Source organism: Isoptericola cucumis, from assembly GCF_014635665.1.
GTDB lineage: Bacteria > Actinomycetota > Actinomycetes > Actinomycetales > Cellulomonadaceae > Isoptericola > Isoptericola cucumis.
Window position 1 is genome coordinate 284,843 of the sequence record NZ_BMDG01000001.1, and the last position, 20,989, is coordinate 305,831.

The 20,989-nt window shown below is 73.8% G+C and carries 21 protein-coding genes and 4 tRNA genes; 12 read left to right on the forward strand and 13 right to left on the reverse strand.

Going from position 1 to position 20,989, the window contains the following annotated elements:
* Nucleotides 1-45 precede the first annotated feature (45 nt).
* Nucleotides 46-804 (forward strand): M50 family metallopeptidase, encoded by a 759-nt coding sequence (locus IEW03_RS01250; RefSeq protein WP_188521824.1) that lies wholly within the window; start codon nucleotides 46-48, stop codon nucleotides 802-804.
* Nucleotides 805-913: 109 nt separating this feature from the next.
* Here the strand turns inward: IEW03_RS01250 and IEW03_RS01255 are convergent, their stop codons facing one another.
* Entirely contained in the window at nucleotides 914-1,198 is a 285-nt protein-coding gene (locus tag IEW03_RS01255) for a HesB/IscA family protein (protein ID WP_188521825.1), read from the reverse strand.
* A 290-nt stretch (nucleotides 1,199-1,488) separates the two neighbouring features.
* Here IEW03_RS01255 and IEW03_RS01260 point away from each other — a divergent pair.
* From IEW03_RS01260 to IEW03_RS01270, 3 genes are all read left to right on the forward strand, one after another.
* Nucleotides 1,489-1,561, forward strand: a tRNA-Lys gene (locus tag IEW03_RS01260).
* Nucleotides 1,562-1,590: 29 nt separating this feature from the next.
* A complete protein-coding gene (locus IEW03_RS01265; protein ID WP_188521826.1) occupies nucleotides 1,591-2,511 on the forward strand; it encodes a ketopantoate reductase family protein in 921 nt (306 codons plus the stop codon).
* A gap of 95 nt (nucleotides 2,512-2,606) precedes the next feature.
* A complete protein-coding gene (locus IEW03_RS01270; RefSeq protein ID WP_188521827.1) occupies nucleotides 2,607-3,437 on the forward strand; it encodes a glycerophosphodiester phosphodiesterase in 831 nt (276 codons plus the stop codon).
* An 86-nt stretch (nucleotides 3,438-3,523) separates the two neighbouring features.
* On the opposite strand, the gene IEW03_RS01275 is transcribed toward IEW03_RS01270, so the two are convergent.
* On the reverse strand, nucleotides 3,524-5,347 hold the full coding sequence (locus IEW03_RS01275; protein WP_188521828.1) for a mechanosensitive ion channel family protein: 1,824 nt from the start codon (nucleotides 5,345-5,347) through the stop codon (nucleotides 3,524-3,526).
* Nucleotides 5,348-5,595: 248 nt separating this feature from the next.
* On the opposite strand from IEW03_RS01275, the gene IEW03_RS01280 reads away from it, so the two are divergent.
* The gene (locus tag IEW03_RS01280) at nucleotides 5,596-6,993 is read left to right on the forward strand and encodes a M15 family metallopeptidase (protein ID WP_188521829.1); all 1,398 of its coding nucleotides are present in this window, start codon (nucleotides 5,596-5,598) and stop codon (nucleotides 6,991-6,993) included.
* Between the two features lie 49 nt (nucleotides 6,994-7,042).
* On the opposite strand, the gene IEW03_RS01285 is transcribed toward IEW03_RS01280, so the two are convergent.
* Complete coding sequence (locus tag IEW03_RS01285; RefSeq protein WP_188522011.1) at nucleotides 7,043-7,387, reverse strand: metallopeptidase family protein; 345 nt, start codon at nucleotides 7,385-7,387, stop codon at nucleotides 7,043-7,045.
* A gap of 124 nt (nucleotides 7,388-7,511) precedes the next feature.
* Here IEW03_RS01285 and IEW03_RS01290 point away from each other — a divergent pair.
* The 5 genes from IEW03_RS01290 to IEW03_RS01310 all read left to right on the forward strand — a co-directional run bounded on the left by IEW03_RS01290 (nucleotide 7,512) and on the right by IEW03_RS01310 (nucleotide 8,814).
* Nucleotides 7,512-7,584 (forward strand) — tRNA-Glu (locus tag IEW03_RS01290).
* Nucleotides 7,585-7,721: 137 nt separating this feature from the next.
* Nucleotides 7,722-7,795 (forward strand) — tRNA-Asp (locus IEW03_RS01295).
* A gap of 51 nt (nucleotides 7,796-7,846) precedes the next feature.
* Nucleotides 7,847-7,922: transfer RNA gene (locus IEW03_RS01300), tRNA-Phe, on the forward strand.
* Between the two features lie 161 nt (nucleotides 7,923-8,083).
* Entirely contained in the window at nucleotides 8,084-8,500 is a 417-nt protein-coding gene (locus IEW03_RS01305; protein ID WP_188521830.1) for a phage holin family protein, read from the forward strand.
* On the forward strand, nucleotides 8,497-8,814 hold the full coding sequence (locus tag IEW03_RS01310) for a DUF3618 domain-containing protein (protein WP_188521831.1): 318 nt from the start codon (nucleotides 8,497-8,499) through the stop codon (nucleotides 8,812-8,814). The genes IEW03_RS01305 and IEW03_RS01310 overlap by 4 nt, the downstream gene beginning before the upstream one ends.
* Before the next feature lie 58 nt (nucleotides 8,815-8,872).
* Here IEW03_RS01310 and IEW03_RS01315 read toward each other — a convergent pair whose 3' ends face one another.
* Nucleotides 8,873-9,079 (reverse strand): BldC family transcriptional regulator, encoded by a 207-nt coding sequence (locus tag IEW03_RS01315; protein ID WP_188521832.1) that lies wholly within the window; start codon nucleotides 9,077-9,079, stop codon nucleotides 8,873-8,875.
* Nucleotides 9,080-9,462: 383 nt separating this feature from the next.
* Here IEW03_RS01315 and IEW03_RS01320 point away from each other — a divergent pair, with 383 nt between their 5' ends.
* Complete coding sequence (locus tag IEW03_RS01320; protein ID WP_188521833.1) at nucleotides 9,463-9,660, forward strand: DUF3073 domain-containing protein; 198 nt, start codon at nucleotides 9,463-9,465, stop codon at nucleotides 9,658-9,660.
* An 84-nt stretch (nucleotides 9,661-9,744) separates the two neighbouring features.
* On the opposite strand, the gene purM is transcribed toward IEW03_RS01320, so the two are convergent.
* The 5 genes from purM to IEW03_RS01345 all read right to left on the reverse strand — a co-directional run bounded on the left by purM (nucleotide 9,745) and on the right by IEW03_RS01345 (nucleotide 16,149).
* The gene (gene purM / locus IEW03_RS01325; protein ID WP_188521834.1) at nucleotides 9,745-10,851 is read right to left on the reverse strand and encodes a phosphoribosylformylglycinamidine cyclo-ligase; all 1,107 of its coding nucleotides are present in this window, start codon (nucleotides 10,849-10,851) and stop codon (nucleotides 9,745-9,747) included.
* Between the two features lie 86 nt (nucleotides 10,852-10,937).
* Entirely contained in the window at nucleotides 10,938-12,485 is a 1,548-nt protein-coding gene (purF, locus tag IEW03_RS01330; protein ID WP_188521835.1) for an amidophosphoribosyltransferase, read from the reverse strand.
* 34 nt (nucleotides 12,486-12,519) lie between these two features.
* Entirely contained in the window at nucleotides 12,520-12,906 is a 387-nt protein-coding gene (locus tag IEW03_RS01335) for a hypothetical protein (protein WP_188521836.1), read from the reverse strand.
* A 9-nt stretch (nucleotides 12,907-12,915) separates the two neighbouring features.
* Nucleotides 12,916-15,567 carry an ExeM/NucH family extracellular endonuclease gene (locus IEW03_RS01340; RefSeq protein ID WP_188521837.1) on the reverse strand — a complete coding sequence of 884 codons (2,652 nt, stop codon included), beginning with the start codon at nucleotides 15,565-15,567 and terminating at the stop codon, nucleotides 12,916-12,918.
* Nucleotides 15,568-15,774: 207 nt separating this feature from the next.
* On the reverse strand, nucleotides 15,775-16,149 hold the full coding sequence (locus IEW03_RS01345) for a sterol carrier family protein (protein ID WP_188521838.1): 375 nt from the start codon (nucleotides 16,147-16,149) through the stop codon (nucleotides 15,775-15,777).
* 77 nt (nucleotides 16,150-16,226) lie between these two features.
* On the opposite strand from IEW03_RS01345, the gene IEW03_RS01350 reads away from it, so the two are divergent.
* Nucleotides 16,227-17,063 carry an RNA methyltransferase gene (locus tag IEW03_RS01350; RefSeq protein WP_188521839.1) on the forward strand — a complete coding sequence of 279 codons (837 nt, stop codon included), beginning with the start codon at nucleotides 16,227-16,229 and terminating at the stop codon, nucleotides 17,061-17,063.
* 71 nt (nucleotides 17,064-17,134) lie between these two features.
* Here the strand turns inward: IEW03_RS01350 and IEW03_RS01355 are convergent, their stop codons facing one another.
* The 4 genes from IEW03_RS01355 to IEW03_RS01370 are packed head-to-tail and all read right to left on the reverse strand — an operon-like array spanning nucleotide 17,135 to nucleotide 20,901.
* Nucleotides 17,135-17,962 carry an ABC transporter ATP-binding protein gene (locus tag IEW03_RS01355; protein WP_188521840.1) on the reverse strand — a complete coding sequence of 276 codons (828 nt, stop codon included), beginning with the start codon at nucleotides 17,960-17,962 and terminating at the stop codon, nucleotides 17,135-17,137.
* Nucleotides 17,959-18,867, reverse strand: a complete 909-nt coding sequence (locus tag IEW03_RS01360) for an ABC transporter ATP-binding protein (protein ID WP_188521841.1) — start codon at nucleotides 18,865-18,867, stop codon at nucleotides 17,959-17,961. Before IEW03_RS01360 ends, IEW03_RS01355 begins: the two co-directional genes overlap by 4 nt.
* The gene (locus IEW03_RS01365) at nucleotides 18,864-19,916 is read right to left on the reverse strand and encodes an ABC transporter permease (RefSeq protein ID WP_188521842.1); all 1,053 of its coding nucleotides are present in this window, start codon (nucleotides 19,914-19,916) and stop codon (nucleotides 18,864-18,866) included. Before IEW03_RS01365 ends, IEW03_RS01360 begins: the two co-directional genes overlap by 4 nt.
* Nucleotides 19,909-20,901: an ABC transporter permease gene (locus tag IEW03_RS01370; protein WP_188521843.1), complete on the reverse strand. Its 993-nt coding sequence runs from the start codon at nucleotides 20,899-20,901 to the stop codon at nucleotides 19,909-19,911. The genes IEW03_RS01365 and IEW03_RS01370 overlap by 8 nt, the downstream gene beginning before the upstream one ends.
* Nucleotides 20,902-20,989: the final 88 nt, after the last annotated feature.

Here is a 20,989-nt window from a genome sequence, read left to right on the forward strand (position 1 = left end):
AGGCGGGACGGCGTTCTCGTGGGACATGCAGGAAGCCGTGGTGGAATGTCCGCCGTGGACGACTTCCTCGCGACCACCGGAGACGTGCTCGCACAGATCTGGACGGCGGCGACCACCCCGGTGGACCCACCGCCGCAGACCGTCGTGCTCGCGGCGGGACTGGTCGCGCTCGCCGTCGTGCTCGCGACGCCCGTGTGGCGGGTGGCCCGGCACGTCGTGACGATCGCGCACGAGGGCGCGCACGCCGTGGCCGCGATGCTCACCGGCCGGCGCCTCGACGGGATCCGGCTGCACTCCGACACCTCCGGGCTGACGGTGTCGGCCGGCCGGCCCCGCGGGTTCGGCATGATCCTCACCGCGTTCGCCGGGTACGTCGGGCCGGGCCTCACCGGCCTGGGCGCGGCGTGGCTGCTGCGCCAGGGCTACGCCGTCGGCCTGCTGTGGCTGCTGGTGCTGCTGCTGGCGCTGCTGCTGCTCAAGATCCGCAACTGGTTCGGGCTGTGGTCGGTGCTCGTCAGCGGCGCCGCGCTGGTCGCCGTCTCGTGGTGGCTCGAGCCGGACGCGCAGTCGGCCGTCGCGTACGCCGTGACGTGGTTCCTCCTGCTGGGTTCCGTCCGGCCCGTCTTCGAGCTGCAGGCCCAACGCTCCCGTGGCCGGGCCCGACGCTCGGACGCCGACCAGCTCGGCACCCTCACCCACACCACCGGCATCCTGTGGGTCGTCGTGTTCCTGCTCGTCACCGTGGGCTGCCTCGTGCTCGGCGCCACCTGGATCGTCGGCCCGGTCGCGGACCTCGCCGTCTGAGCCGACCGCGCCGCACGTCGTCGGCCCGGTGACGTGCTCGCACACGACGGCGGCCGGGAACCCGTGGGTTCCCGGCCGCCGATGAGATGTGGAGCGTCGTGGGAGGTCGTCACGCCTGCGGCGTGAGCACGAACCCCGGTCCCTGGGCCTCCGGGTCGGTGTCGAGGGTGAGCGTCTCGAGCGCGGGGGCTGCCTGCGCCTCGACGAACACGTGCGTCGCGCCGTCCTCCTCGACGACCTGGTCGTCGGGCTGGGGCGCGGGAACGAGCGCGAGCTCGAAGTTGCCGGGCTGGCCGGCGGACTGCGCGATCCGCAGACCGCCCTCGGCCGGCACGCCGGCCTGCTGGGCGAGGTCCTGGACTGCCGTACGGGCGTTGTCGGTCACGGTGAGCATGGACGCTCCTCTCGTCGGTCCTTGCGAACCTGTCCACCGAAACAGGCTCGAGGGGCAAAAAGCAATGGCGAGACGCGATCGGACCCAGATCTCCCGGTGGGTGAGACCGCGCGTGACAGGCTCGTCAGCGCGCGGATAGGTTGCCCTCCGTGACCTGATCGTGACCTGGTGCCCGGCCTGCCACCGGCCGGCCACCGACCCGGACGCGAGCACCGGTCGGTGCCGTGACGACGGGCCCGCCCCGCGTACGCTGTGCGCAGCCGTCGTGCCGCACACCGGGCGACGACGTCGGGCCTCTAGCTCAACTGGCAGAGCAGCGGACTTTTAATCCGCGGGTTCCGGGTTCGATCCCCGGGGGGCCCACCCACCGCAGTGCGCGAAGGGAAGCCCGCATGACCCGCATCCTCGTCGTCGGCGCCGGGGCGACCGGCGGAGCCCTCGGGGCGCGCCTCGTCGCCGCCGGGCAGGACGTGACGTTCCTGGTCCGCGAACGCCGCGCCGCGCAGCTCGCCGCCGACGGCCTGCGCTTCCGGGCTCCCGGCACGGACACGGTGCACGACGTGCGGGTCGTGACGAGCCTCGACGGCGGCGACCCGTTCGACCTCGTGATCGTCGCCGTCAAAGCCCCGGCGCTGGCCGCGGTCGTCCCGACGCTCACGCCGGCCGTCGGGCCGGGCACGCGCGTCGTCCCGCTGCTCAACGGCATGGCCCACGTCGACGCCCTGGAGGCGGCGTTCCCCGGCCAGGTTCTCGGCGGCATCGTGATGATCGTCGCGACCCTCGACGACGACGCCACCGTCGTGCAGATGACGTCGATGAGCAGCCTCACCATCGGCGGCCTGCACGGCGACCCGGTCCCCGACGGCGTCGTCGAGGCCCTCGCCGCGGACGGCGTCGCGCTGGAGGTCGTGGACGACATCGCGGCGCGCCTGTGGGCGAAATGGGTCTTCATCGCCGCCGCCGGCGTCATCACCTGCCTGTTCCGCGGCACCGTCGGCGACATCCTCGCGGCCGGGGGCGAGGCGACGATCCTCGAGGCCGTCGACGAGTGCGAACGGGTCGCGACGGCCGCCGGCCACCCGGTCGGCGAGGCCGGGCACGCCCGGTCGCTCGCCCTGCTGACCGAACCCGGCTCCGGCTTCACGTCCTCGCTCTACCGCGACCTGCAGCAGGGCGACCCCGTCGAGGCGGAGCACATCCTCGGCGACCTGGCCGCCCGCGCCGAGGCCCTGGGCGTGCGCACCCCGCTGCTGAGGGCCGCCCTGCTCCAGCTGCGCACCCACCACCAGGCGCTGACGCGATCCGGCACCTGACGTCGATCCGCCCCCTGGCGGGGCGGCGCCGCCCCGCCAGGGGGCGGGTCGCCTAAGGTGAGGAGGCACCCGCCAGCCGGCGAAGGAGGGACCCCGTGCCCACGTTCCTCGCAGGACCGCCGCCACGCCCTCGCCGGGTGCGGCCTGAGGTCGTCGCGCACCGGGGAAGCTCCGCCGTCGCCCCGCAGAACACTCTTGTGGCGGTCGAGGAGGCCTGGCGGTCCGGTGCTCAGGCCGTCGAGATCGACGTGCGTCTCAGCGCCGACGGCGTACCGGTCGTCATCCACGACGCGACGGTGGACGCGACCACCGACGGCACCGGCGCCGTCGGGGAGCTGCCTCTCGACTCCCTGCGGGCCCTCGACGCCGGCTCGTGGTTCGGGCCGAGGTTCGCCGGCCAGCGCGTCCCGACGCTGGCCGAGGTCCTCGGCCTCGTCCGCGAGCGCCGGGGCATGGACGTGCTGTGCGAGTACAAGGGGGCATGGACGGCCGACCAGGTCGCGGTGACGCTGCAGGAGGTGGAGGCCGCCGGCCTGGTCGACCGGTTCATGGTGCAGAGCTTCGAGGCGCCCACGATCGCGGCGCTGCGCGACGTGGCGCCGGAGGTGCCCCGGTCGCTGCTCGTCGAGGTCGACCGGCCCGACCTCGTCGCCCGGGCGGCGGCGCTGGACGCGGCCGCGGTCAGCCTGGCCGCGCCGCTGCTGTCCGCGGACCCGTCGCTCGTCGCCCGCTGCCAGGACGCGGGGCTCCAGGTGCTCGCCTGGACCGCGAACGACAAGGACGCGTGGGCCACGCTCGTGTCGGCCGGCGTCGACGGCATCATCACCGACCAGCCCGACCAGCTGCTGCTGTGGCTCACCGGCTCCGACGACGACCTCCCGGAAGAGCTGCTGCGCTGGTTCGCCGGCACCGACGACCAGCGCTGAGCCGGACCCGTCGCTGAGCCGGACTCGTCGCTGAGCCGGACCCGCACCGAACCCGCACCGAACCCGCACCAGCGCCGTGGCCGCGGCTACTGTCCCCCGTCGCCGCCGTCCCCACCGTGCCCGCCGTGCCCGCCGTGCCCGTCGCCGCGGCCGCCGTGCCCCTCGCCCGGTCCGTGCACGGGGCCGCCCTCGCCCGAGTCCGGTGCCGTCCGTCCCCGGTGCGACCGGCCGGCGTCAGCGTCGTCAGCGTCGTCGGCGTCGCCGGGGTCGCCGGGGTCGCCGCCGTCGCCCGGCAGCTCGTCGTCGGGGTCCTCGCCGAGCTGCAGCATGGCGGTCTGCTCGCGCTCCTCGATGACGTCCTGGCCGGGCCCGTCGAAGTTCTTGGAGCGGGCCTCCGCCTCGGCGCTGCCGCTGAACAGCGCGGACCGCTCGGCCGTGCTGCCGTGCTCGGGCTCGTCGTCGACGGCGGGCAGGAGGACCGTCGCGTCGTCGCCGCCTCCCGGCGCCGACCTGTCGACGGCGGGCAGCAGCACGGTGCGCTCCGCCGCGGGGGTCGTGCCCCGCCCCGGCCGGGGGACCGCGGGGCGCACGCTCGAGCGCACGGGCGACGGGAGGTCCCGGTGCAGGACCGGGGAGCGCGGCGGCACCACCGCCGGGGCCTTCGGGTGCGGCCGCCCGCCCGGCGGCGCGCCGGCGTCCTCGACCTCGGCGCCGCCCTCCTCGGACCCGGCCACGCCGGTCTCGTCGGACGTCGCGGCACCGGGCTCGTCGTCGTGGGTCCGGTCGTCCTCCCCTGGCTGTGCGACGGCCCGCAGCAGGTCGAGCCTCCCCGGCTCGGCGGGGGCCTCGAGGCGGGTGCGCGGGAGCGCGTCCGGCGCCTCGCGCTGCAACCACTCGACGAGCCCCTCGCGCACGTAGCAGCGCAGGTCCCACAGGGTCGGCGCGTCCGCGGCGCTGACCAGCGCGCGCACCCGCACCTGGCCGCCGACGGCGTCGGTCACCTGGAGCACGCTGGTGCGCCGGTCCCACAGGGCCGAGCCGTCGAGCAGCCGGTCCAGCTCGTCGCGCATCGCGCCCATCGGCACCTGGAAGTCCACGTCGAGCTCGACGGTGCCGAGCAGGTCGGCCGCGCGCCGGGTCCAGTTCTCGAACGGGGTGGTCGTGAAGTACGTGCAGGGCAGGATGAGCCGCCGGTCGTCCCACGCGTGGACGACGACGTACGTGAGGGTGATCTCCTCGATGCGGCCGAACTCGCCGTCGAGCACGACGACGTCGTCCACCCGGATCGCGTCGGTGAACGCGATCTGCATGCCGGCGAAGGTGTTCGCCAGGGACGACTGCGCCGCGACGCCGAGCACGATGGAGAGCAGCCCGGCCGAGGCGAGGATGCTGGCCCCGGCCGCCTGCATGGCCGGGAACGTCAGCAGCACCGCCGCGATCGCGCAGACCACGAGCACCGCCACCGTGACCCGGCGCACCAGGTTCACCTGGGTGCGGACCCGCCGCGCGTGCCGGTCGTCGCCGCGGACCCCGCTGAACCGCGCGAGCGTGCGGTCCTCGACGACGAACGCCACGGAACCGATGAGCCACGCCACCGCGACGATGGTCGCGATCAGCAGGATGTGGCTGACGGCGTCGAACCACGGCTCGGCCCGGTCGGCGGTGACGTGGAAGGCGATCCAGACCGCGACGATCATGAGCACCACGCGCATGGGGCGACGCATCCGCACGCCCATGTCCCGCACGAGCAGGTTCCGCCGGCCGAGCCGCCGGATGAGGACGGACGCCACCGTCGCGACCACGTACGCGACCACGAGCGCGCCGGCGGCCCACGCGAGGGTGACGGCCAGGCTGGCGGTAGCCTCGGCGGTCTGCTCGAGGTCGGGGTCGGGGTCGGAGAGCGGGAGCACGCCCTCAGCCTAGGAACGTGCGGCTGGGCGGGCACTGTGAACGGGCCGCGCGCCCGCAGGGACGACCCACGACGAGACCCGCGAGAGGCCCGGGACGGCGCGGCGCCCCGTCCCGGGATGTCCGGGTCTTCACATCTCGTGCGCCCGCTCCGCACCGGATCCGTTCCCGTTGGTCCCGTGAACGGGCCGGAGCACCCCGGCGGTCTGGTCACGATGGAAGGAGCCCCCGACACCGAGGACCCCCTGACTTGACTGAGAACGACATCGCGCGCTCTGACGCGCCCCAGCCCGACGGCTCCCCCGAGCCCCGTCCCACGACACCGTACCGTCGCCGCCGCGACGTCCACCGGCCGGACGCCGCACGCCGGCGCGCCGGCTCGCGCCGCGCCGCCGTGCCCGCGACGCTCACCGCGGTGGCCCTGTCCGCCGGTCTGGCCACGGGCGTGGCCGCGACCGCGAGCGGGTCGCCCGACACCACCGCCGCGCCGACGGCCGAGTCCACACCTGCGGGTGACGGCGTCACGGTCGCGCGGACGACGGCTGCCGGTGCGCAGGCCGCCCCGCAGGACGTCAGCTCCGCCCAGGCCGCGCTCGCGCGCGCCCGCACCGTGGCGCACGACGCCGTCGGCCTGTCGGACGAGCAGCGCGAGAAGATCGCCCGCAAGGCGGACCGGCTGCGCGCGCTCGTCACCGGCGAGAAGCCCGCGGCAAACGACGCGGCAGCGAGCGCCAAGGCCTCGCGGTCGTCGGAGCGCGTCCCCGTGGCCGACCGCGCCGAGGCCGACGCGACCGAGAAGGCGGACAAGGCCGAGGCCACGCCGGAGGCCGAGGCGCCGGCCGAGCCCGCCGCCGGCCAGCCGGCCACCGCCGCGCCGGACACCGCCGACCTGGACACCGCCGACCTGGAACCCGTCGCAGCCGTCGCCGTCGGCGACGCGATCACCCACCCGACGCTGCTGAGCGACGACATCGCCATCGCGACCGCCGACGCGCCGGCCGGCGCGGGAACGACGGGGACCACCGCGACGGGCGCGGGCTCGGGTGGCGGCCAGCTGGCCGCCACGCCGGCCGCGAGCGAGAAGCTCGCCTCCGCCACGGACTCGCTGACCACGACGATCGACCGGGCGCAGAGCTCCCGGGTCGAGATCGAGGCCGCGCCGGCCACCCCCGCGGAGATCCTCACCGCCCAGGTGCAGGCTGCGCGTGAGGCCGCACCCGCGTTGGCGAAGCACGCCGACGACACCCGCGGCTACGAGAACGGACGCATCCCGTCGGGCGACCTCGCCGAGCTCTCCTTCGCCTCCGGCGAGACGCTGCGTCGCGACGCGGCCGAGCAGCTCGAGCGGCTGAACACCGCCTACCGCGCCCACTTCGGCAGCAGCCTGGAGATCCGCGACTCCTACCGTTCGTACGAGTCCCAGGTGTCCGTGAAGGCGAGCCGCGGCTACTTCGCGGCCGTCCCCGGGTACTCGGACCACGGCCTGGCCGTCGCGGTCGACCTCAACGGCGGCGTCGAGGAGTTCGGCAGCGCCCAGTACGAGTGGCTGCGGGACGTCGCCCCGAAGTTCGGCTGGGACAACCCCGGCTGGGCGCGCGCCGACGGCCGCAAGCCCGAGGCGTGGCACTGGGAGTACTCCGCCCGCTGACGGCCTTGGCGCCCGGTCACGTGGGGGCAGTGAGGGCCTTCCGGACCCGCTACGCCCAGCCGAGGGCGTGCAACCGGTCGTCGTCGATGCCGAAGTGGTGCGCGATCTCGTGGACCACGGTGATCGCCACCTCCTCGACGACGTCCTCACGGTCGTCGCAGATGGCGAGGGTGGGGTTGCGGAAGATCGTGATGCGGTCGGGCAGCGAGCCGGCGGCCCAGTGCAGGTCGCGCTCGGTCAGCGGAACGCCCTCGTACAGCCCGAGCAGCTCCGGGTCGTCGGAGGGGGCGTCGTCCTCGACCAGGACGACGACGTTGTCCATCATCGCGGCCAGCTCCTGCGGCACCTGGTCGAGGCCGTCCCGGACGGCGTCCTCGAAGTCCTCGCGCGTCATCTCCACCACGGCCCCATCCTCGCCCACCCGAGGGCTGCGCCCGACCGCGGCCTCCCTGTGACGGCCGTCGCCCGACCGGCTGCCCGACACACTCCGGCATGATCGGTATGCTTGCGCAGGTCCAGCCCCCATCGTCTAGCGGCCTAGGACCCCGCCCTTTCACGGCGGTAGCACGGGTTCGAATCCCGTTGGGGGTACGTCTCGCGGCACGTCAGTACCGCGAATGACCGCGTCCTCGCTGGTCGGGAGCCGATTTCAGGATCGCCCTGAGCATGGGGTACGCTTCTTCTCGGCTCGAAACGAGCTTCTCGGCAGGGGGATCACCCTCCGCCAAGGCCCTGTAGCGCAGTTGGTTAGCGCGCCGCCCTGTCACGGCGGAGGTCGCGGGTTCAAGTCCCGTCAGGGTCGCGCATGATGCGCCCGGTACGTCGGCAACGGCGCCCCGGGCTTTCGTGTCACGGCTCTGTAGCTCAGTTGGTAGAGCGTTCGACTGAAAATCGAAAGGTCACCGGATCGACGCCGGTCGGAGCCACCACCGGAACCCCCGGGCCCGCGAGGCCCGGGGGTTCTGTCGTTCCCGGCCATGCGCACCCGGACTCCCCACGGGCCCCGTCCTGTCCCCAGGAATTGCCTGGACCAGCAGGGACGGGTTGAGTGGGACCCACAGGACGATCGACCACGGGATCGGAGCAGCCGATGACGGACTGGGACGACGGGCGGACGCCGCCCGCCGAGCAAACGCCCACGATGGGCCGGCTCATGGAGCAGCTCTCGGAACAGGCGACCCGGCTGGTCCGCGCCGAGATCGCGCTCGCCAAGGCCGAGGCGGCCGAGAAGGCCAAGCGCTCCGCGATCGGCATCGGGCTGATCGCCGCCGCGGTCGTCATCGTCCTGTACGCCGTCGGGGTGCTGATCTGGGCCGGGATCATCGGTCTCGCGGAGGCGTGGCCCCTGTGGCTCTCGGCTCTGGTGGTCGGCGTCTTCCTGGTGCTCGTCGCCGGCATCGCCGTCGCGATCGCGGTCTCGCAGCTCAAGCGCGTGGCACAGCGGCCGGAGACGGTCGACCGCGTCAAGGAGGACGTCGACACGATCAAGAAGGGGATGCACCGGTGAGCGAACCCACGACCCCCGAGAACAGGACACCCGCACCGACCGCTCGCGAGCTCGAGGCGGAGGTCGCACGCAGCCGGGCAGAGCTCGGAGACACGCTGGACCAGCTCGTCACCCGGCTCTCGCCGTCCTACCAGGCGTCCCAGTTGGCGCAGTCGACCAAGCAGGCCGCCTCCGACCTCGGGGCCTTCGTCACGGGCGGAGGGCTTCCCGAGACCGAGCCGCGGCGCAGCCGGAACGCCAAGATCCTCCTCGGTGCGGTGGCCGCCGGTCTCGCCCTGGCCACCCTCGCCGTCGTGCGGGCAGCCCGCCGCTGAGCCGTCGCTCCCGCCGAGGCGCGCTCACCGGTGGCACGGCAAGGCTGGGCCGCTCGGGCTACTTGTCCGGTGTGGCGTCCTCGGAGGCCGCCCCGAGCAGGGCGCGCACCTCCGACTCCTTGTAGCGCCGGTGTCCCCCGAGGGTGCGGATGGACGAGAGCTTGCCCGCCTTCGCCCACCGGGTCACCGTCTTCGGGTCGACCCGAAAGAGGCTGGCCACCTCGGCCGGTGTCAGCAGAACCTCCGACTCTCCGTGAAGCGACATCCCTGCACCTCCTGGTTGCGCGGCCGTCCCGGGCGGCGTCCGGATGGTGCACGGCCTCGCTGATCCATTGTGTGCAGAAAGTGGGATTGAGGCGACTTGAGGACCGGATGAAAGCCCCGGACCACCGGTCCCCGACATCCTGGATGCTCCGGTCGTTCCGCCCGCCCACGGGCGCCGATCCAGGACCAGCATCTCGTGATCCGAGACACATTTTCGGCCAGGTTGGACGTTCGCCCTCGGCAGATGCCGTCCGCACCCCGCTCCGGAGTGGAGCGAAAGGCCGGCGAGCATGTACCGTTGGGGCTGAACAGACGATACTTACGCACGGGGCCGCACGTCTGAGGACGTCGCCAGCCCCGCTCCTAGTTGAGGGGGTCTCAGCCATGGGCCGCGGCCGTCAGAAGGCAAAGCAGACCAAGGTCGCTCGCGAGCTGAAGTACTACAGCCCCGAGACGAACTATCACGCGCTCGAGCAGGAGCTCAAGGGCAGTGAGGGTGGTCGTACCGACCTCGCCACGGAGGACCGCAACTCCCCCGACGACGAGTACGACAACCGCTACAACTCGTGGGACGAGCGCTGACGCGCTTCCTCTGAGCTGAGTCAGGAAGGGCCGGACGGCATCGCCGTCCGGCCCTTGCTGTTCCTCGCTCTCGCGCCAGGGTGGTCAGCGGTAGTCGCCGGTGAGCCTGACCGCGCCGCCCTGCACGCCCTTGGTGCCCGAGACCAGGTCCTCCGCCGCGGCGGCCGGGTCGAGCTCGCCGACGGTGCCGAGCACCCAGGCCGGCACCCCGCGCGCCGCGAGCGTCGCGAGGGCCGCGTCCGCCCCCTCGCGACCCACCACGGCCACCATGCCGACGCCCAGGTTGAGGGTGTTCTCCAGGTCGCGCCACGGGACCCCGCCCAGCTCTTGCACCGTACGGAAGACGGTCGGCAGCTCCCACGAGCCGCGGTCCACGGTCGCGACGGTGCCGGCCGGCAGCACCCGCGCCAGGTTCGCCGCGAGCCCGCCGCCCGTGACGTGCGTGACCGCGTGCACCTGCGCCGCGGGGTCGCCGGCGAGCGCCAGGACGTCCCGGGCGTACACGCGGGTCGGCTCCAGCAGCTCCTCACCCAGGGTGCGGCCGAACTCCGCGACCTCGCGCTCCAGCGCCCAGCCCGCCCGGTTCACCACGGCGCGCACCAGCGAGTAGCCGTTGGAGTGCAGCCCGCTGGAGGCCATGGCCACCAGCACGTCGCCCGCCCGCACCCGCTCCGGGCCGAGCACGGCGTCGGCCTCGACGATGCCCGTGGCGGCGCCGGCGACGTCGTACTCGTTCTCGGCGAGCAGGCCCGGGTGCTCGGCGGTCTCGCCGCCGACGAGCGCCGTGCCGGCGACCTCGCAGGCCTCGGCGATGCCGCGCACGATGTCGGCGACCCGTTCGGGCACGACCTTGCCGGTGGCGATGTAGTCGGTCATGAAGAGCGGCTCGGCCCCCACGACGACGATGTCGTCCACGACCATGCCGACCAGGTCGAAGCCGATCGTGTCGTGCTTGTCGAGGGCCTGCGCGATCGCGACCTTCGTGCCGACGCCGTCGGTCGACGTCGCCAGCAGCGGCTTGCGGTAGTCGCGCACCGCGGACAGGTCGAAGAGGCCGGCGAACCCGCCGACCCCACCCAGCACGGCCGGGCCGTGGGTGCGGCGGACGGCGTCCTTCATCAGCTCGACGGCCTTGTCGCCGGCCTCGGTGTCGACTCCGGCCGCCGCGTAGGTCAGGGGTTCGTTGGTCACGTCATGCTCCACGCGGTGGCTGTGCCTGTCGACGCCACCACGGATCGCGGGGAGGTGGCCTCGACAGGCTCGACCACCGGCGGATGTCAGGGGTGGTCGAGCGCCGACGCCGCGCCGGCGCCGACGGAGACCTGCGTGAGCCCGTCCTCGGGGGCCCCGAGCGGCAGCTCGGCCTGCTCGAGCAGGTGCTTGCCGAGCTGCTCCGCGGCCGGCAGCTCGATCGGGTACTTGCCGGTGAAGCATGCGGCGCACAGCTGGGACGCGGGTTGCTCGGTGGCCTCGATCATGCCGTCGACCGAGATGTAGCCGAGCGAGTCGGCGCCCAGCGACTGGCCGATCTCGGCCGCGCTCAGCCCGTTGGCGATGAGCTCGGCGCGGGACGCGAAGTCGATGCCGTAGAAGCAGGGCCACTTCACCGGCGGGGACGAGATGCGCACGTGCACCTCCGCCGCCCCGGCCTCCCGCAGCATGCGGATCAGCGCCCGCTGGGTGTTGCCGCGCACGATCGAGTCGTCGACGACGACGAGCCGCTTGCCGCGGATGACCTCCTTCAGCGGGTTGAGCTTGAGCCGGATGCCGAGCTGGCGCAGCGTGTCCGACGGCTGGATGAAGGTGCGGCCGACGTAGGCGTTCTTGGTCAGCCCCTGCCCGAAGGGGATGCCGGACTCGGCGGCGTAGCCGACGGCGGCGGGGGTGCCGGACTCCGGCGTCGGGATGACGAGGTCCGCCTCGACCGGGTGCTCGCGCGCCAGGGTGCGGCCCATCGCGACGCGCGACGCGTGCACCGAGCGACCGTTGATCGTGTTGTCCGGGCGGGCCAGGTACACGTACTCGAAGACGCAGCCCGCGCGCTCGGGCTCGGCGAAGCGCTCGGAGCGCAGCCCGTCGGCGTCGATGGTGATCAGCTCGCCCGGCTCGACGTCGCGCACGTACGACGCGCCGACGATGTCGAGGGCGGGCGTCTCGGAGGCGACGACCCAGCCGCGCTGCAGGCGCCCGAGCACGAGCGGCCGCACGCCCTGCGGGTCGCGCGCCGCGTACAGCGTGCCCTCGTCCATGAACACCAGCGAGAAGGCGCCGCGCAGGCGGGGCAGGACCTCGAGGGCGGTCTGGGCGAGCGTGTGGTCGGCGTCGCCGGCGAGCAGCGCCGTGATGAGCGCCGTGTCGGTGGTGTTGCCGCGCGCCAGCTCGCCGCGCCGCTGCGCGCCGTAGCGCTCGGCCACGAGGTTCACGAGCTCGGCGGAGTTGGTGAGGTTGCCGTTGTGGCCGAGGGCCACGGTGCCGCCGGCGGTGGCGCCGAGCGTCGGCTGGGCGTTCTCCCAGGTGACCGCGCCGGTCGTGGAGTAGCGGCAGTGTCCGACGGCGAGGTGGCCGGTCAGGGCGTCGAGCGCCGTCTCGTCGAAGACCTGGGACACGAGCCCCATGTCCTTGTAGACGAGGATCTGCTCGCCGTTGCTCGCGGCGATGCCGGCGGACTCCTGGCCGCGGTGCTGCAGGGCGTAGAGGCCGAAGTAGGTGAGCTTGGCGACCTCCTCGCCGGGAGCCCAGACACCGAAGACCCCGCAGGCATCCTGGGGGCCCTTCTCGCCGGGCATGAGGTCGTGGGTCAGACGGCCGTCAGGGCGCAAGGGCATGGACCGAGTATCCCACAGGCGTCCGGGGGGCGGATCAGCGGCGGCGCAGGCTGCGCCGGTCGGCCAGCACGGCGATCAGCCCCGCGACGCCCATGCAGAGCGCCGTCGTCGCGAGGACGACGACGGTGATGTACACGCCGGGCTTCATCAACGACGCGCCCGAGCCCGTGACACCGACGAGCCACGTCGCGAACCCGAGCCCGCCGACGACCCCCACGAGCGCGCCCATCCAGAGGAAGACGGGGTAGCGGGGCGCCCGGCGCACCCGGGTGGGGTCCACCAGGAGCGTCACGTCCTGCGGCTCCTCGACGGCCTCGCGCTCCCCCGCCGGCGCAGCGGTCGCGTCCACGGTGTCGTCCGGCCGCGCGGACGGGGCGTCCGGGCGCGTCGGGTCGGGCCGGTCGGGGGCGGAGCTGCTCACCCCCCGAGCCTAAGCCACCACCCGCCACGGCCCGTGCGGCTTGGCCCCCGGCTCCTTCGCCCGGTTGGGGCGGGTCGCCTCGACCAGGACGCCGTCGTGGACCACCCGGTCGCCGCGGCCGTACCGGGTCCGCTCGTCCCACGCCGGGGCCGACGGGGCGAGGTCGAGCCCGACGAGCAGCGGGTCGTGGTCGGAGGACCGGAACGGCGACGTGTCGTACAGGTTCGTCACGTTGTACCCGTACCGGCTGTACTCGTTCGCGACCGGCTCGGCGGCGTTGATGGCCCAGATGTCCGTGCCCGTGACCTCCGCGGCGGCCGCCGGCGAGGCGAGCACGTGGTCGAGCGACCCGACCTGGCCCTGGTAGGAGTACGTGTGCTCCCCGGTGGTCGGCCCCAGGTCGGTGTAGCCCGCGTCGGTGAGGACGACGACCGGGTCCTCCTGCTCGTAGGCGTTGAGGTCGCCGACCAGCAGCACGGCGTCGGTGCCGGCGTCCGCCGCGACGTCGTCCGCGAACCCGGCGAGCGCCGTCGCCTGCCGCACCCGCGACTCGTTGGAGGCGCCCTGGCCGTCGCCCGTGTCCTCGTCGCCGGGCCACGGCCCGGCGGACCCCTTGGACTTGAAGTGGTTGGTGATCACCACGACGTCGTCCCCGGTGTCGGCGTCGACGCCGCCGGCCGGCTGGAAGACCTGCGCGAGCGGCTGACGGGCGTTGCCGAACGCGACCGGGTCGTCGAGGATCCGCGAGGCCCCGACGGGCTCGGCGCCCGCGGTGCGGTAGACGAACGCGTTGCGGATGACGTCCTCGTCCGCCGGAACGTCGGCCGGCGAGGCGACGTACGCCCAGGTACCGGCGCCGTCGTGGGCGTCGAGCGCGTCCACGAGGTCGGACAGGGCCTGGTCGCGGTCCTTGCCGAACGCCGCGGAGTTCTCGATCTCCTCCAGGGCCACGACGTCCGCCCCGAGCGCGGAGATCGCCGCGACGAGCTTCGCCTCCTGCCGCTCGAGGTTCTCCGCGTCGGCGGCGCCCCGGGCGAGGCAGCCGCCCCGCACGGTGACCGGGTCCTCGTGCCGGTCGGTGTAGTACGTGCAGCCGTCGAGCTGGTCGCCCGTGGTGGTGAAGTAGTTGAGCACGTTGAAGGTGCCGACCTGCAGGGTGCCGCCGACGTCGCGGGGCGCGTCCTCGCGGGTGTTCTCGAAGGTCGCGGGCTGCACCGTCGCGGCGACGTCGGGCGTCAACGGGGCTGTCGGCTGCAGACCCCAGGCGTCGAAGCGGTAGTCGAGCACCACAGGGCCGGTGAACGTGACCGGGGCACCGACGCGCACGGGCTCCCCGCCCGTCAGCCACGGCAGCGGCCGGTCCTGGTTCGCCGCCGCGAGGTAGTTCGTGGACGCGCCGTCGTCGAGGAGCACCGCGCGCGCCGCGTTGTCGGCCGCCTGCGCCGCCGCCTCGGCGGAGCCCGGCCGGCCGACCGTCGTGGGCTGCACCAGCGGGCCGTCGCCTGCCGCGAGCCCGACGGTGCCGTACTGGTGGGTCGCGTAGCTGTCCGTGACCGTGAAGTCGCCCTGCGGCGCGAGCAGCATGCCCTCCAGCGCCTCCCGCTCCGCGTCGGTGGCGGGCCAGCCGGTGACGGTCGGCTTCACCTGGGCCGCCGGCTCGTCGAGCACCGTCCAGCTGCTCGCCGAGACCTCCGTGAGCCCGTGGAACTCCGTGACCTTCCCGGTGACCTCGACGTGGTCGCCGACCGCCAGCTCGGCGGCCGCCGCGCGCGAGTGGACGAAGACGCCGTCCGACGCCCCCGGGGTCGCGTCGTCGGCCGGGTCGCCGCCCGTGCCCGCCGTCTGCACGGAGAGGCCGTCGAAGCCGCCGGTCGGGTAGGCCGCGGTCACGACGCCGGTCGTGGTGACCGACCGGCCCGCCAGCGGCGACGTGTCGCCGGTGCCCTGGATCTCCGCGATCGTCACGGGCTCGGCGGGGTCGGGGCCGGGACCGGGGTCGGTGCCGCTCGCCGTGGGGGTCGGCGCGCCGACGGCGAAGTCGGCGGCGTTGTCGGCCGTGTTGGCGTGGTCGACGCGCGCGACCGAGGTGGCGTTGCCGGTCCCGGGCGCCGGCCCGGACCCGGCGAACGAGCTCGCGCTCGACCCCCAGCCCACGAGGTCCACGACGTCCTCCGCCTCGGCGCACGCCGCGGCCGAGCACGCGAGCCGCTCGGTGGAGCGCACGAGCGCGACCTTCGCCCCGGACCCGGACATGGCGACGGTCCCGGTGACGTCCGGCTCCGGGAGCGCGGGCAGCGACGTGTTCGCCCCGACGGCCTGCCCGACGAGGAACGACCCGCCCGCCGGGATCTCGCCCGCCAGGTCCGTCTGCGCGCCGTTCGCCCACGTCCCGGTCGCCGAGGCGTACTGCACCGACCAGCCGTCGAGCGAGACCGGCTCGTCGGTGGGGTTGAACAGCTCGACGAAGTCCTGCGCGAACGCGGCCCCGCTGTTGCCCCCGCCCCCGTAGACCTCGTCGACGACCACGGGCGCGTCCGGCGACGGCGCCGCGTGCGCCGGGACCGACACCGCCCAGGCCGGGACGAGCGCGAGCGCGGTCGCGGCCGCGCAGAGCCCGCGGCGTCGGGGAGCTCTGCGCGGGACGGGGCGGGGAGGGGTCACGGTGGCTCCTTCGCGGGTGGCGTGCGGGTGAGGCCATCCGAGCAGGGCCGCATGAACGGGGCGCGGAACGCAGGTGAACCTCAGGGCACGGGACGTCGGTGTCCCGTGCCGTGCGCGCCCCGGCGGTCCGCCGGGTGACGCCGAACGTAGCGGACCTCTCCCGTGCCCGCGCGCGGAACCGGGCCCCCTCGGACCTGCGGAGCCGGCTCAGCGCCGCTCGCGCGCCGCCTGCAGCGGGAGCAGCGCGGAGAGGTCGGACCGCTCGCCCGACGCGTGCACCCGGCCGTCCGCGACGGCGTCGGCCCACCGCAACCGCCCGGTGACCAGCCCGAGCCACGTCGCGGTGTCGAGCTCGACCACGTTCGGCGGGGTCCCGCGCGTGTGCCGCGGGCCGGCGACGGCCTGCACAGCGCCCGCGGGCGGCACCCGCACCTCGACGGCGTTGCCGGGCGCGACGTCGGCCAGCTCCTCGAGCGTGAACCGCACCGCCGTCGTCGTCACCGCGCGGGACGTGTCCCCGCCCAGCCACGCGGCCACCGCCGCGCGCCCCGCCACCGGGTCGGTCCGTCGTCGTGCAGGCATGGCGGCACGATAGGGCATCCTGGTCGGTGCCGGCGCGCGCCGGCACCACCCATCGCGACGAACGCATCGGAGGCCTCGTGGCGACCCGCCGGATCACGACCCGCAACGCCCGTTTCCAGCAGCTCCAGGCTCTCCTGACCAACCGCACCAAGCGCGGCCGGGCCGGCGAGTTCCTCGTGCAGGGGGTGCGGCCGATCTCGATGGCCGTCGAGCACGGCTGGACAGTGCGGGCCCTGCTGTACGACGCCGAGGCCCGGCTGTCGGGGTGGGCGCAGGACCTGCTGCGGTCCACGCGCGGCGAGCTGCTCGCCATGTCGCCGCAGCTGCTGGCGGAGCTGTCCGAGAAGTCGGAGGGGGCGGTCGAGCTCCTGGCGGTCGTCGAGATGCCGCCCGACGACCTCGCGCGGATCGAGGTCGGCCCCGAGTTCCTCGGGGTCGTGTTCGACCGGCCCACGCAGCCCGGGAACATCGGCGCGATCGCCCGGTCCGCCGACGCCTTCGGCGCCGACGCCCTGATCACCACGGGGCACGCGTCGGACGCCTACGACCCGAAGTCGGTGCGCGCCTCCACCGGGTCGCTGTTCGCCGTGCCCGTGGTCCGGTCCCCCTCGCACCGCGAGGTCATGGCCTGGGTGGCCGACCGGCGGGCCGCGGGCGACCCGCTCGTCGTCGTCGCCACCGACGAGCACGGCGACGTCGACGCCGCCGACCTCGACCTCACCCGCCCTTCGCTCCTGCTCACCGGGAACGAGACGGCCGGCCTGTCCCGGGCGTGGCTGGAGGCGGCGGACGTCACGATCCGCATCCCGATGGCCGGCTCCGCGAGCTCGCTCAACGCGTCGAACGCCGCCGCGGTCGTGCTCTACGAGGCCCACCGGCAGCGGCTCGCCGCCCGGCACGGCGCCGCGAGGTAGTGCCTCCCGTGCTCCGGTCGTGCGCGGCGGGCACTACCGGAGAGCGGGAGGCACTACCTCGCCGCCGGGAGTCACGCCCCGGCGAGCTCCGCCCGCACCTCCTCGCGCAGCCGCCCGTGCCGCGACGGCTCCGGCGCCGCGGCGAGGAGGGTCTTCGTGTAGTCGTGCTGCGGGTCGAGGATCACGTCGTCGGACGGTCCGCGCTCCACCACGTCCCCCCGGTACATGACGAGGATCTCGTCGCTGAAGTGCCGGGCGGTGGCCAGGTCGTGGGTGATGTACAGGACGCCGAGGTTCTCCTCGCGCTGCAGCCTGGCCAGCAGGTTGAGCACCCCGAGGCGGATGGAGACGTCGAGCATGGAGACCGGCTCGTCGGCGACGAGGAACCGCGCCCCCGGGGCGAGCGCACGCGCGATGGCGACCCGCTGGCGCTGACCGCCGGACATCTCGTGCGGGCGCTTGGCGGCGTACGTCTCGGCCGGCGTGAGGTTCACGCGCTCGAGCAGCCCGTGCACCGCAGGCTCCAGCTCCGCGCCGGAGGCCACGCCGTGGAGCTGCAGCGGGCGCTCCAGGTGGTGGGCCACCGTGTGGTACGGGTTCAGCGACGCGAACGGGTCCTGGAAGACCATCTGCACCTGATGCCGGTAGTCGGTCAGCGCACGCCCCCGGCGTCCCACCGGCGCGTCGTCGAGCAGGATCTCCCCCGACGTCGGCGTCTCCAGCTGGGAGATCATCTTCGCCACGGTCGACTTGCCCGACCCCGACTCGCCCACGAGCGCGATCGTCCTGCCCGGCTCCAGGGTGAACGACACGTCGTTCACGGCGCGCAGCGTGGAGCTGCGCAGGCCGCTGCGGATCTTGAAGTCCTTGACGAGGTTGCGGACCTCGAGGCAGCTCATGACGCCCCCTCCTGCTCGGCACCGGTGCGGACGAACGAGCCTCGGTCTCCCGTGAGGCTCGGGAACGACGCCAGCAGCTGGCGCGTGTACGGGTGCTGGGCCCGGGAGTAGATCGACTCCGCGGTGTCGATCTCCACGATCTCGCCCTCGCGCATGACGGCGATCCGGTCGCTGATCTCCAGCAGCAGCGGCAGGTCGTGCGTGATGAACACGACCGCGAAGTCGAACCGCTCGCGCAGCCGCATGATCTCGCGCAGGATGCCGCGCTGGACGACGACGTCGAGCGCCGTCGTCGGCTCGTCCATGATCATCACCTGCGGGCCCAGCGCGAGCGCCATCGCGATCATCACGCGCTGGCGCATGCCGCCGGAGAGCTCGTGGGCGAAGCTGTCGAGGCGCGCGGGGTCGACCCCGACGAGCTCCAGCAGCTCCGCCGACCGCGCGTCCCGCTCCTTGCGGCCCATCTGCGGCCGGTGGGTGGTGAGCACGTCGCCGAGCTGCTTGCGCACGCTGATCACGGGGTTGAGCGAGTTCATCGCCCCCTGGAAGACCATCGACACCTTGTCCCAGCGGAACGCCCGCAGCGCGTCGCCCCGCAGGCCGACGACGTCGATGTCGACGCCCGAGGCGTCGTGGAACGTCACCTCGCCCGAGCGCAGGATCGCCGGCGGCTTGAGCAGCCGGTCGAGCCCGTAGGCGAGGGTCGTCTTGCCGCAGCCGGACTCGCCCGCGAGGCCGAGGATCTCGCCCCGGTGCAGCGTCAGGGACACGTCCTTGACCGCCTGCACGGGCGGGTCGACCTCGTACTCGATGGACACGTCCCGGGCGGTGAGGACGGGCGCGAGGCCGGCCGTGTACGCGTCGTGCGCGGCGGAGCTCAGCGGGCCGGTGGCGGTGGCCGTCATGCGTCGACCCTCTCCTTCTGGTCGGTGGCCGGGCCGTCGGCCTCAGGGACGTCCGTCCGCTCGGTCGTGACGCCGGCCGTGGCGGGCCGGCGGCCGAGCTTGTCCTTGCCTGCCTTGCGGGCCTCCCGGACGCTCTTGGCGGCGGCCGGCGCGAGGCGCAGCTTCGGGTTGACGATCTCGTCGATCGCGAAGTTCACGAGGGACAGCCCGGTGCCGAAGAGCGCGATCATGAGGCCCGGCGGCACGAACCACCACCAGGCGCCGCGGGTGAGCGCACCGCCGCCCTGCGCCTCGTTGAGCATGGTGCCCCAGGTGATCGACCCGTTCGGGCCGAGCCCCAGGTAGGACAGGCCGGCCTCGCCGAGGATGGCGAGCACGATCGCGAAGAGGAACTGCGAGGCGAGCAGGGGCAGCAGGTTGGGCAGCACCTCGACCCCGATGATGCGCGGGGTCTTCTCCCCGGCCACCCGGGCCGCCGACACGTAGTCGCGCACCCGCAGCGACCGCGCCTGCGAGCGCAGCACGACCGCCGGGCCGGCGAACGCGGTGACGCCGAGGATGAGGGCCACGACCCACAGGCTGCGCACCTGGAGGTAGCTGGCCACCACGATCATCAGCGGCAGGCCGGGGATGACGAGCATGATGCCCGTGACCAGCGAGAGGAACTCGTCCGTCCAGCCGCGCAGGTAGCCCGCGACGACGCCGAACAGCAGGGCGAGGACGATGGCCACGACCCCGGCCGTGACCCCGACGATCAAGGAGCCGCGCGCGCCCTCCGCGAGCTGCGCGAGCACGTCGTAGCCGAGCGAGGTGGTGCCCAGCCAGTGGCCGGGCTGCGGCGGGAGCATCGCGTCGTTGCCGGAGCTGCGCGGGTCCTGGGTGATCCAGGGACCGACGACCGCGAACAGCACGATCGCGCCGATGAGGATCAGCCCGGCGAGCAGCTTGCCCGACATCGAGGGCAGCGACTGCCTCAGACCGGAGCGCCGGGCGGGGCGGGCCGCGACGGCGGCGGTCTCGGTGGGGGTGGGCGTGGGGATGTCAGTCATTGTGCCGCGTCCTCGGGTCCAGGAAGCCGTAGATGAGGTCCATGAGGAACAGCGCCGCGAGGACCGCGAGCGTGATGACCAGGAAGACGCCCTGCATCAGCGCGTAGTCGTTGTTGCGCACGGCGGTGATCATCAGCTTGCCCACGCCGGGGTAGGTGAAGACCTGCTCCATGACGAGCGACCCCGCGACCACGAAGCCGAGCGAGACGCCGAACCCGGCGAGCGACGGCAGCGCCGCGTTGCGCATGGCGTACGTCGTGAAGACGCGGCGCGGTCGCAACCCCTTGGCCTCCGCCGTCGTCACGTAGTCCTCCGACAGCGTGGACACCATCATGTTGCGCATCCCGAGCAGCCAGCCGCCCACGGACGAGATGACGATCGTGACCGCCGGGAGGAACGCGTGGTAGAGCACGGAGCCGACGAACGCCCAGCTCCACTCGGGCCCGTTGAAGTGGAAGACGTCGTAGGCGCCGATGATGGGGAACCACTGGAGGGACACGCTGAACGCGAAGATCAGCACCAGCGCGACCCAGAAGTACGGCAGCGACTGGAGCATCGTGGTGCTCGGCACGAGGCTGTCCACCCACGTGCCCCGCTTCCAGCCGGCCAGCGCCCCGAGCCCGATGCCGAGCACGAACGACAGGATCGTGGCGGTGCCGACCAGCCCGAGGGTCCACGGCAGGGCGTCGCCGATGAGCTCGGTGACCGGGGTGGGGAAGTTCGTCACCGAGATCCCCAGGTCGCCGCGCAGCAGGTTCCCCCAGTAGGTCACGTACTGCTCCCACAGGGACTGGTCCTGCGTGGCGCCCAGGAGGAGCCGGATGCTGTTCTCCACACCGGCCGGGATGTCGCCGCTGCGCTGCAGCTTGGCCATGAGGATGGTGAACGGGTCGCCGGGCAGCAGGCGCGGGATGAAGAAGTTCAGCGAGATGGCGGCCCACAGCGTGACCGCGTAGAACGCGATCCGGCGTGCGTAGAACTTCATGGCGCTCCCCTGCCCGTCGGTGTCCGGGGCATGCGGCTCCTCCTGGAGTGGTGGTGTGCTGACGGTGGCCGGCGGGCGGGTCCGCCCG

What these genes read in the sequence shown, in the direction of transcription:
- IEW03_RS01250 (WP_188521824.1), top strand. Translation starts at nt 46, where the DNA reads ATGTCCGCCGTGGACGACTTCCTCGCGACCACCGGAGACGTGCTCGCA.
- IEW03_RS01255 (WP_188521825.1), bottom strand. Translation starts at nt 1,198, where the DNA reads ATGCTCACCGTGACCGACAACGCCCGTACGGCAGTCCAGGACCTCGCC.
- IEW03_RS01265 (WP_188521826.1), top strand. Translation starts at nt 1,591, where the DNA reads ATGACCCGCATCCTCGTCGTCGGCGCCGGGGCGACCGGCGGAGCCCTC.
- IEW03_RS01285 (WP_188522011.1), bottom strand. Translation starts at nt 7,387, where the DNA reads ATGACGCGCGAGGACTTCGAGGACGCCGTCCGGGACGGCCTCGACCAG.
- IEW03_RS01305 (WP_188521830.1), top strand. Translation starts at nt 8,084, where the DNA reads ATGACGGACTGGGACGACGGGCGGACGCCGCCCGCCGAGCAAACGCCC.
- IEW03_RS01315 (WP_188521832.1), bottom strand. Translation starts at nt 9,079, where the DNA reads ATGTCGCTTCACGGAGAGTCGGAGGTTCTGCTGACACCGGCCGAGGTG.
- IEW03_RS01320 (WP_188521833.1), top strand. Translation starts at nt 9,463, where the DNA reads ATGGGCCGCGGCCGTCAGAAGGCAAAGCAGACCAAGGTCGCTCGCGAG.
- purF (WP_188521835.1), bottom strand. Translation starts at nt 12,485, where the DNA reads ATGCCCTTGCGCCCTGACGGCCGTCTGACCCACGACCTCATGCCCGGC.
- IEW03_RS01345 (WP_188521838.1), bottom strand. Translation starts at nt 16,149, where the DNA reads ATGCCTGCACGACGACGGACCGACCCGGTGGCGGGGCGCGCGGCGGTG.
- IEW03_RS01355 (WP_188521840.1), bottom strand. Translation starts at nt 17,962, where the DNA reads ATGAGCTGCCTCGAGGTCCGCAACCTCGTCAAGGACTTCAAGATCCGC.
- IEW03_RS01360 (WP_188521841.1), bottom strand. Translation starts at nt 18,867, where the DNA reads ATGACGGCCACCGCCACCGGCCCGCTGAGCTCCGCCGCGCACGACGCG.
- IEW03_RS01365 (WP_188521842.1), bottom strand. Translation starts at nt 19,916, where the DNA reads ATGACTGACATCCCCACGCCCACCCCCACCGAGACCGCCGCCGTCGCG.
- IEW03_RS01370 (WP_188521843.1), bottom strand. Translation starts at nt 20,901, where the DNA reads ATGAAGTTCTACGCACGCCGGATCGCGTTCTACGCGGTCACGCTGTGG.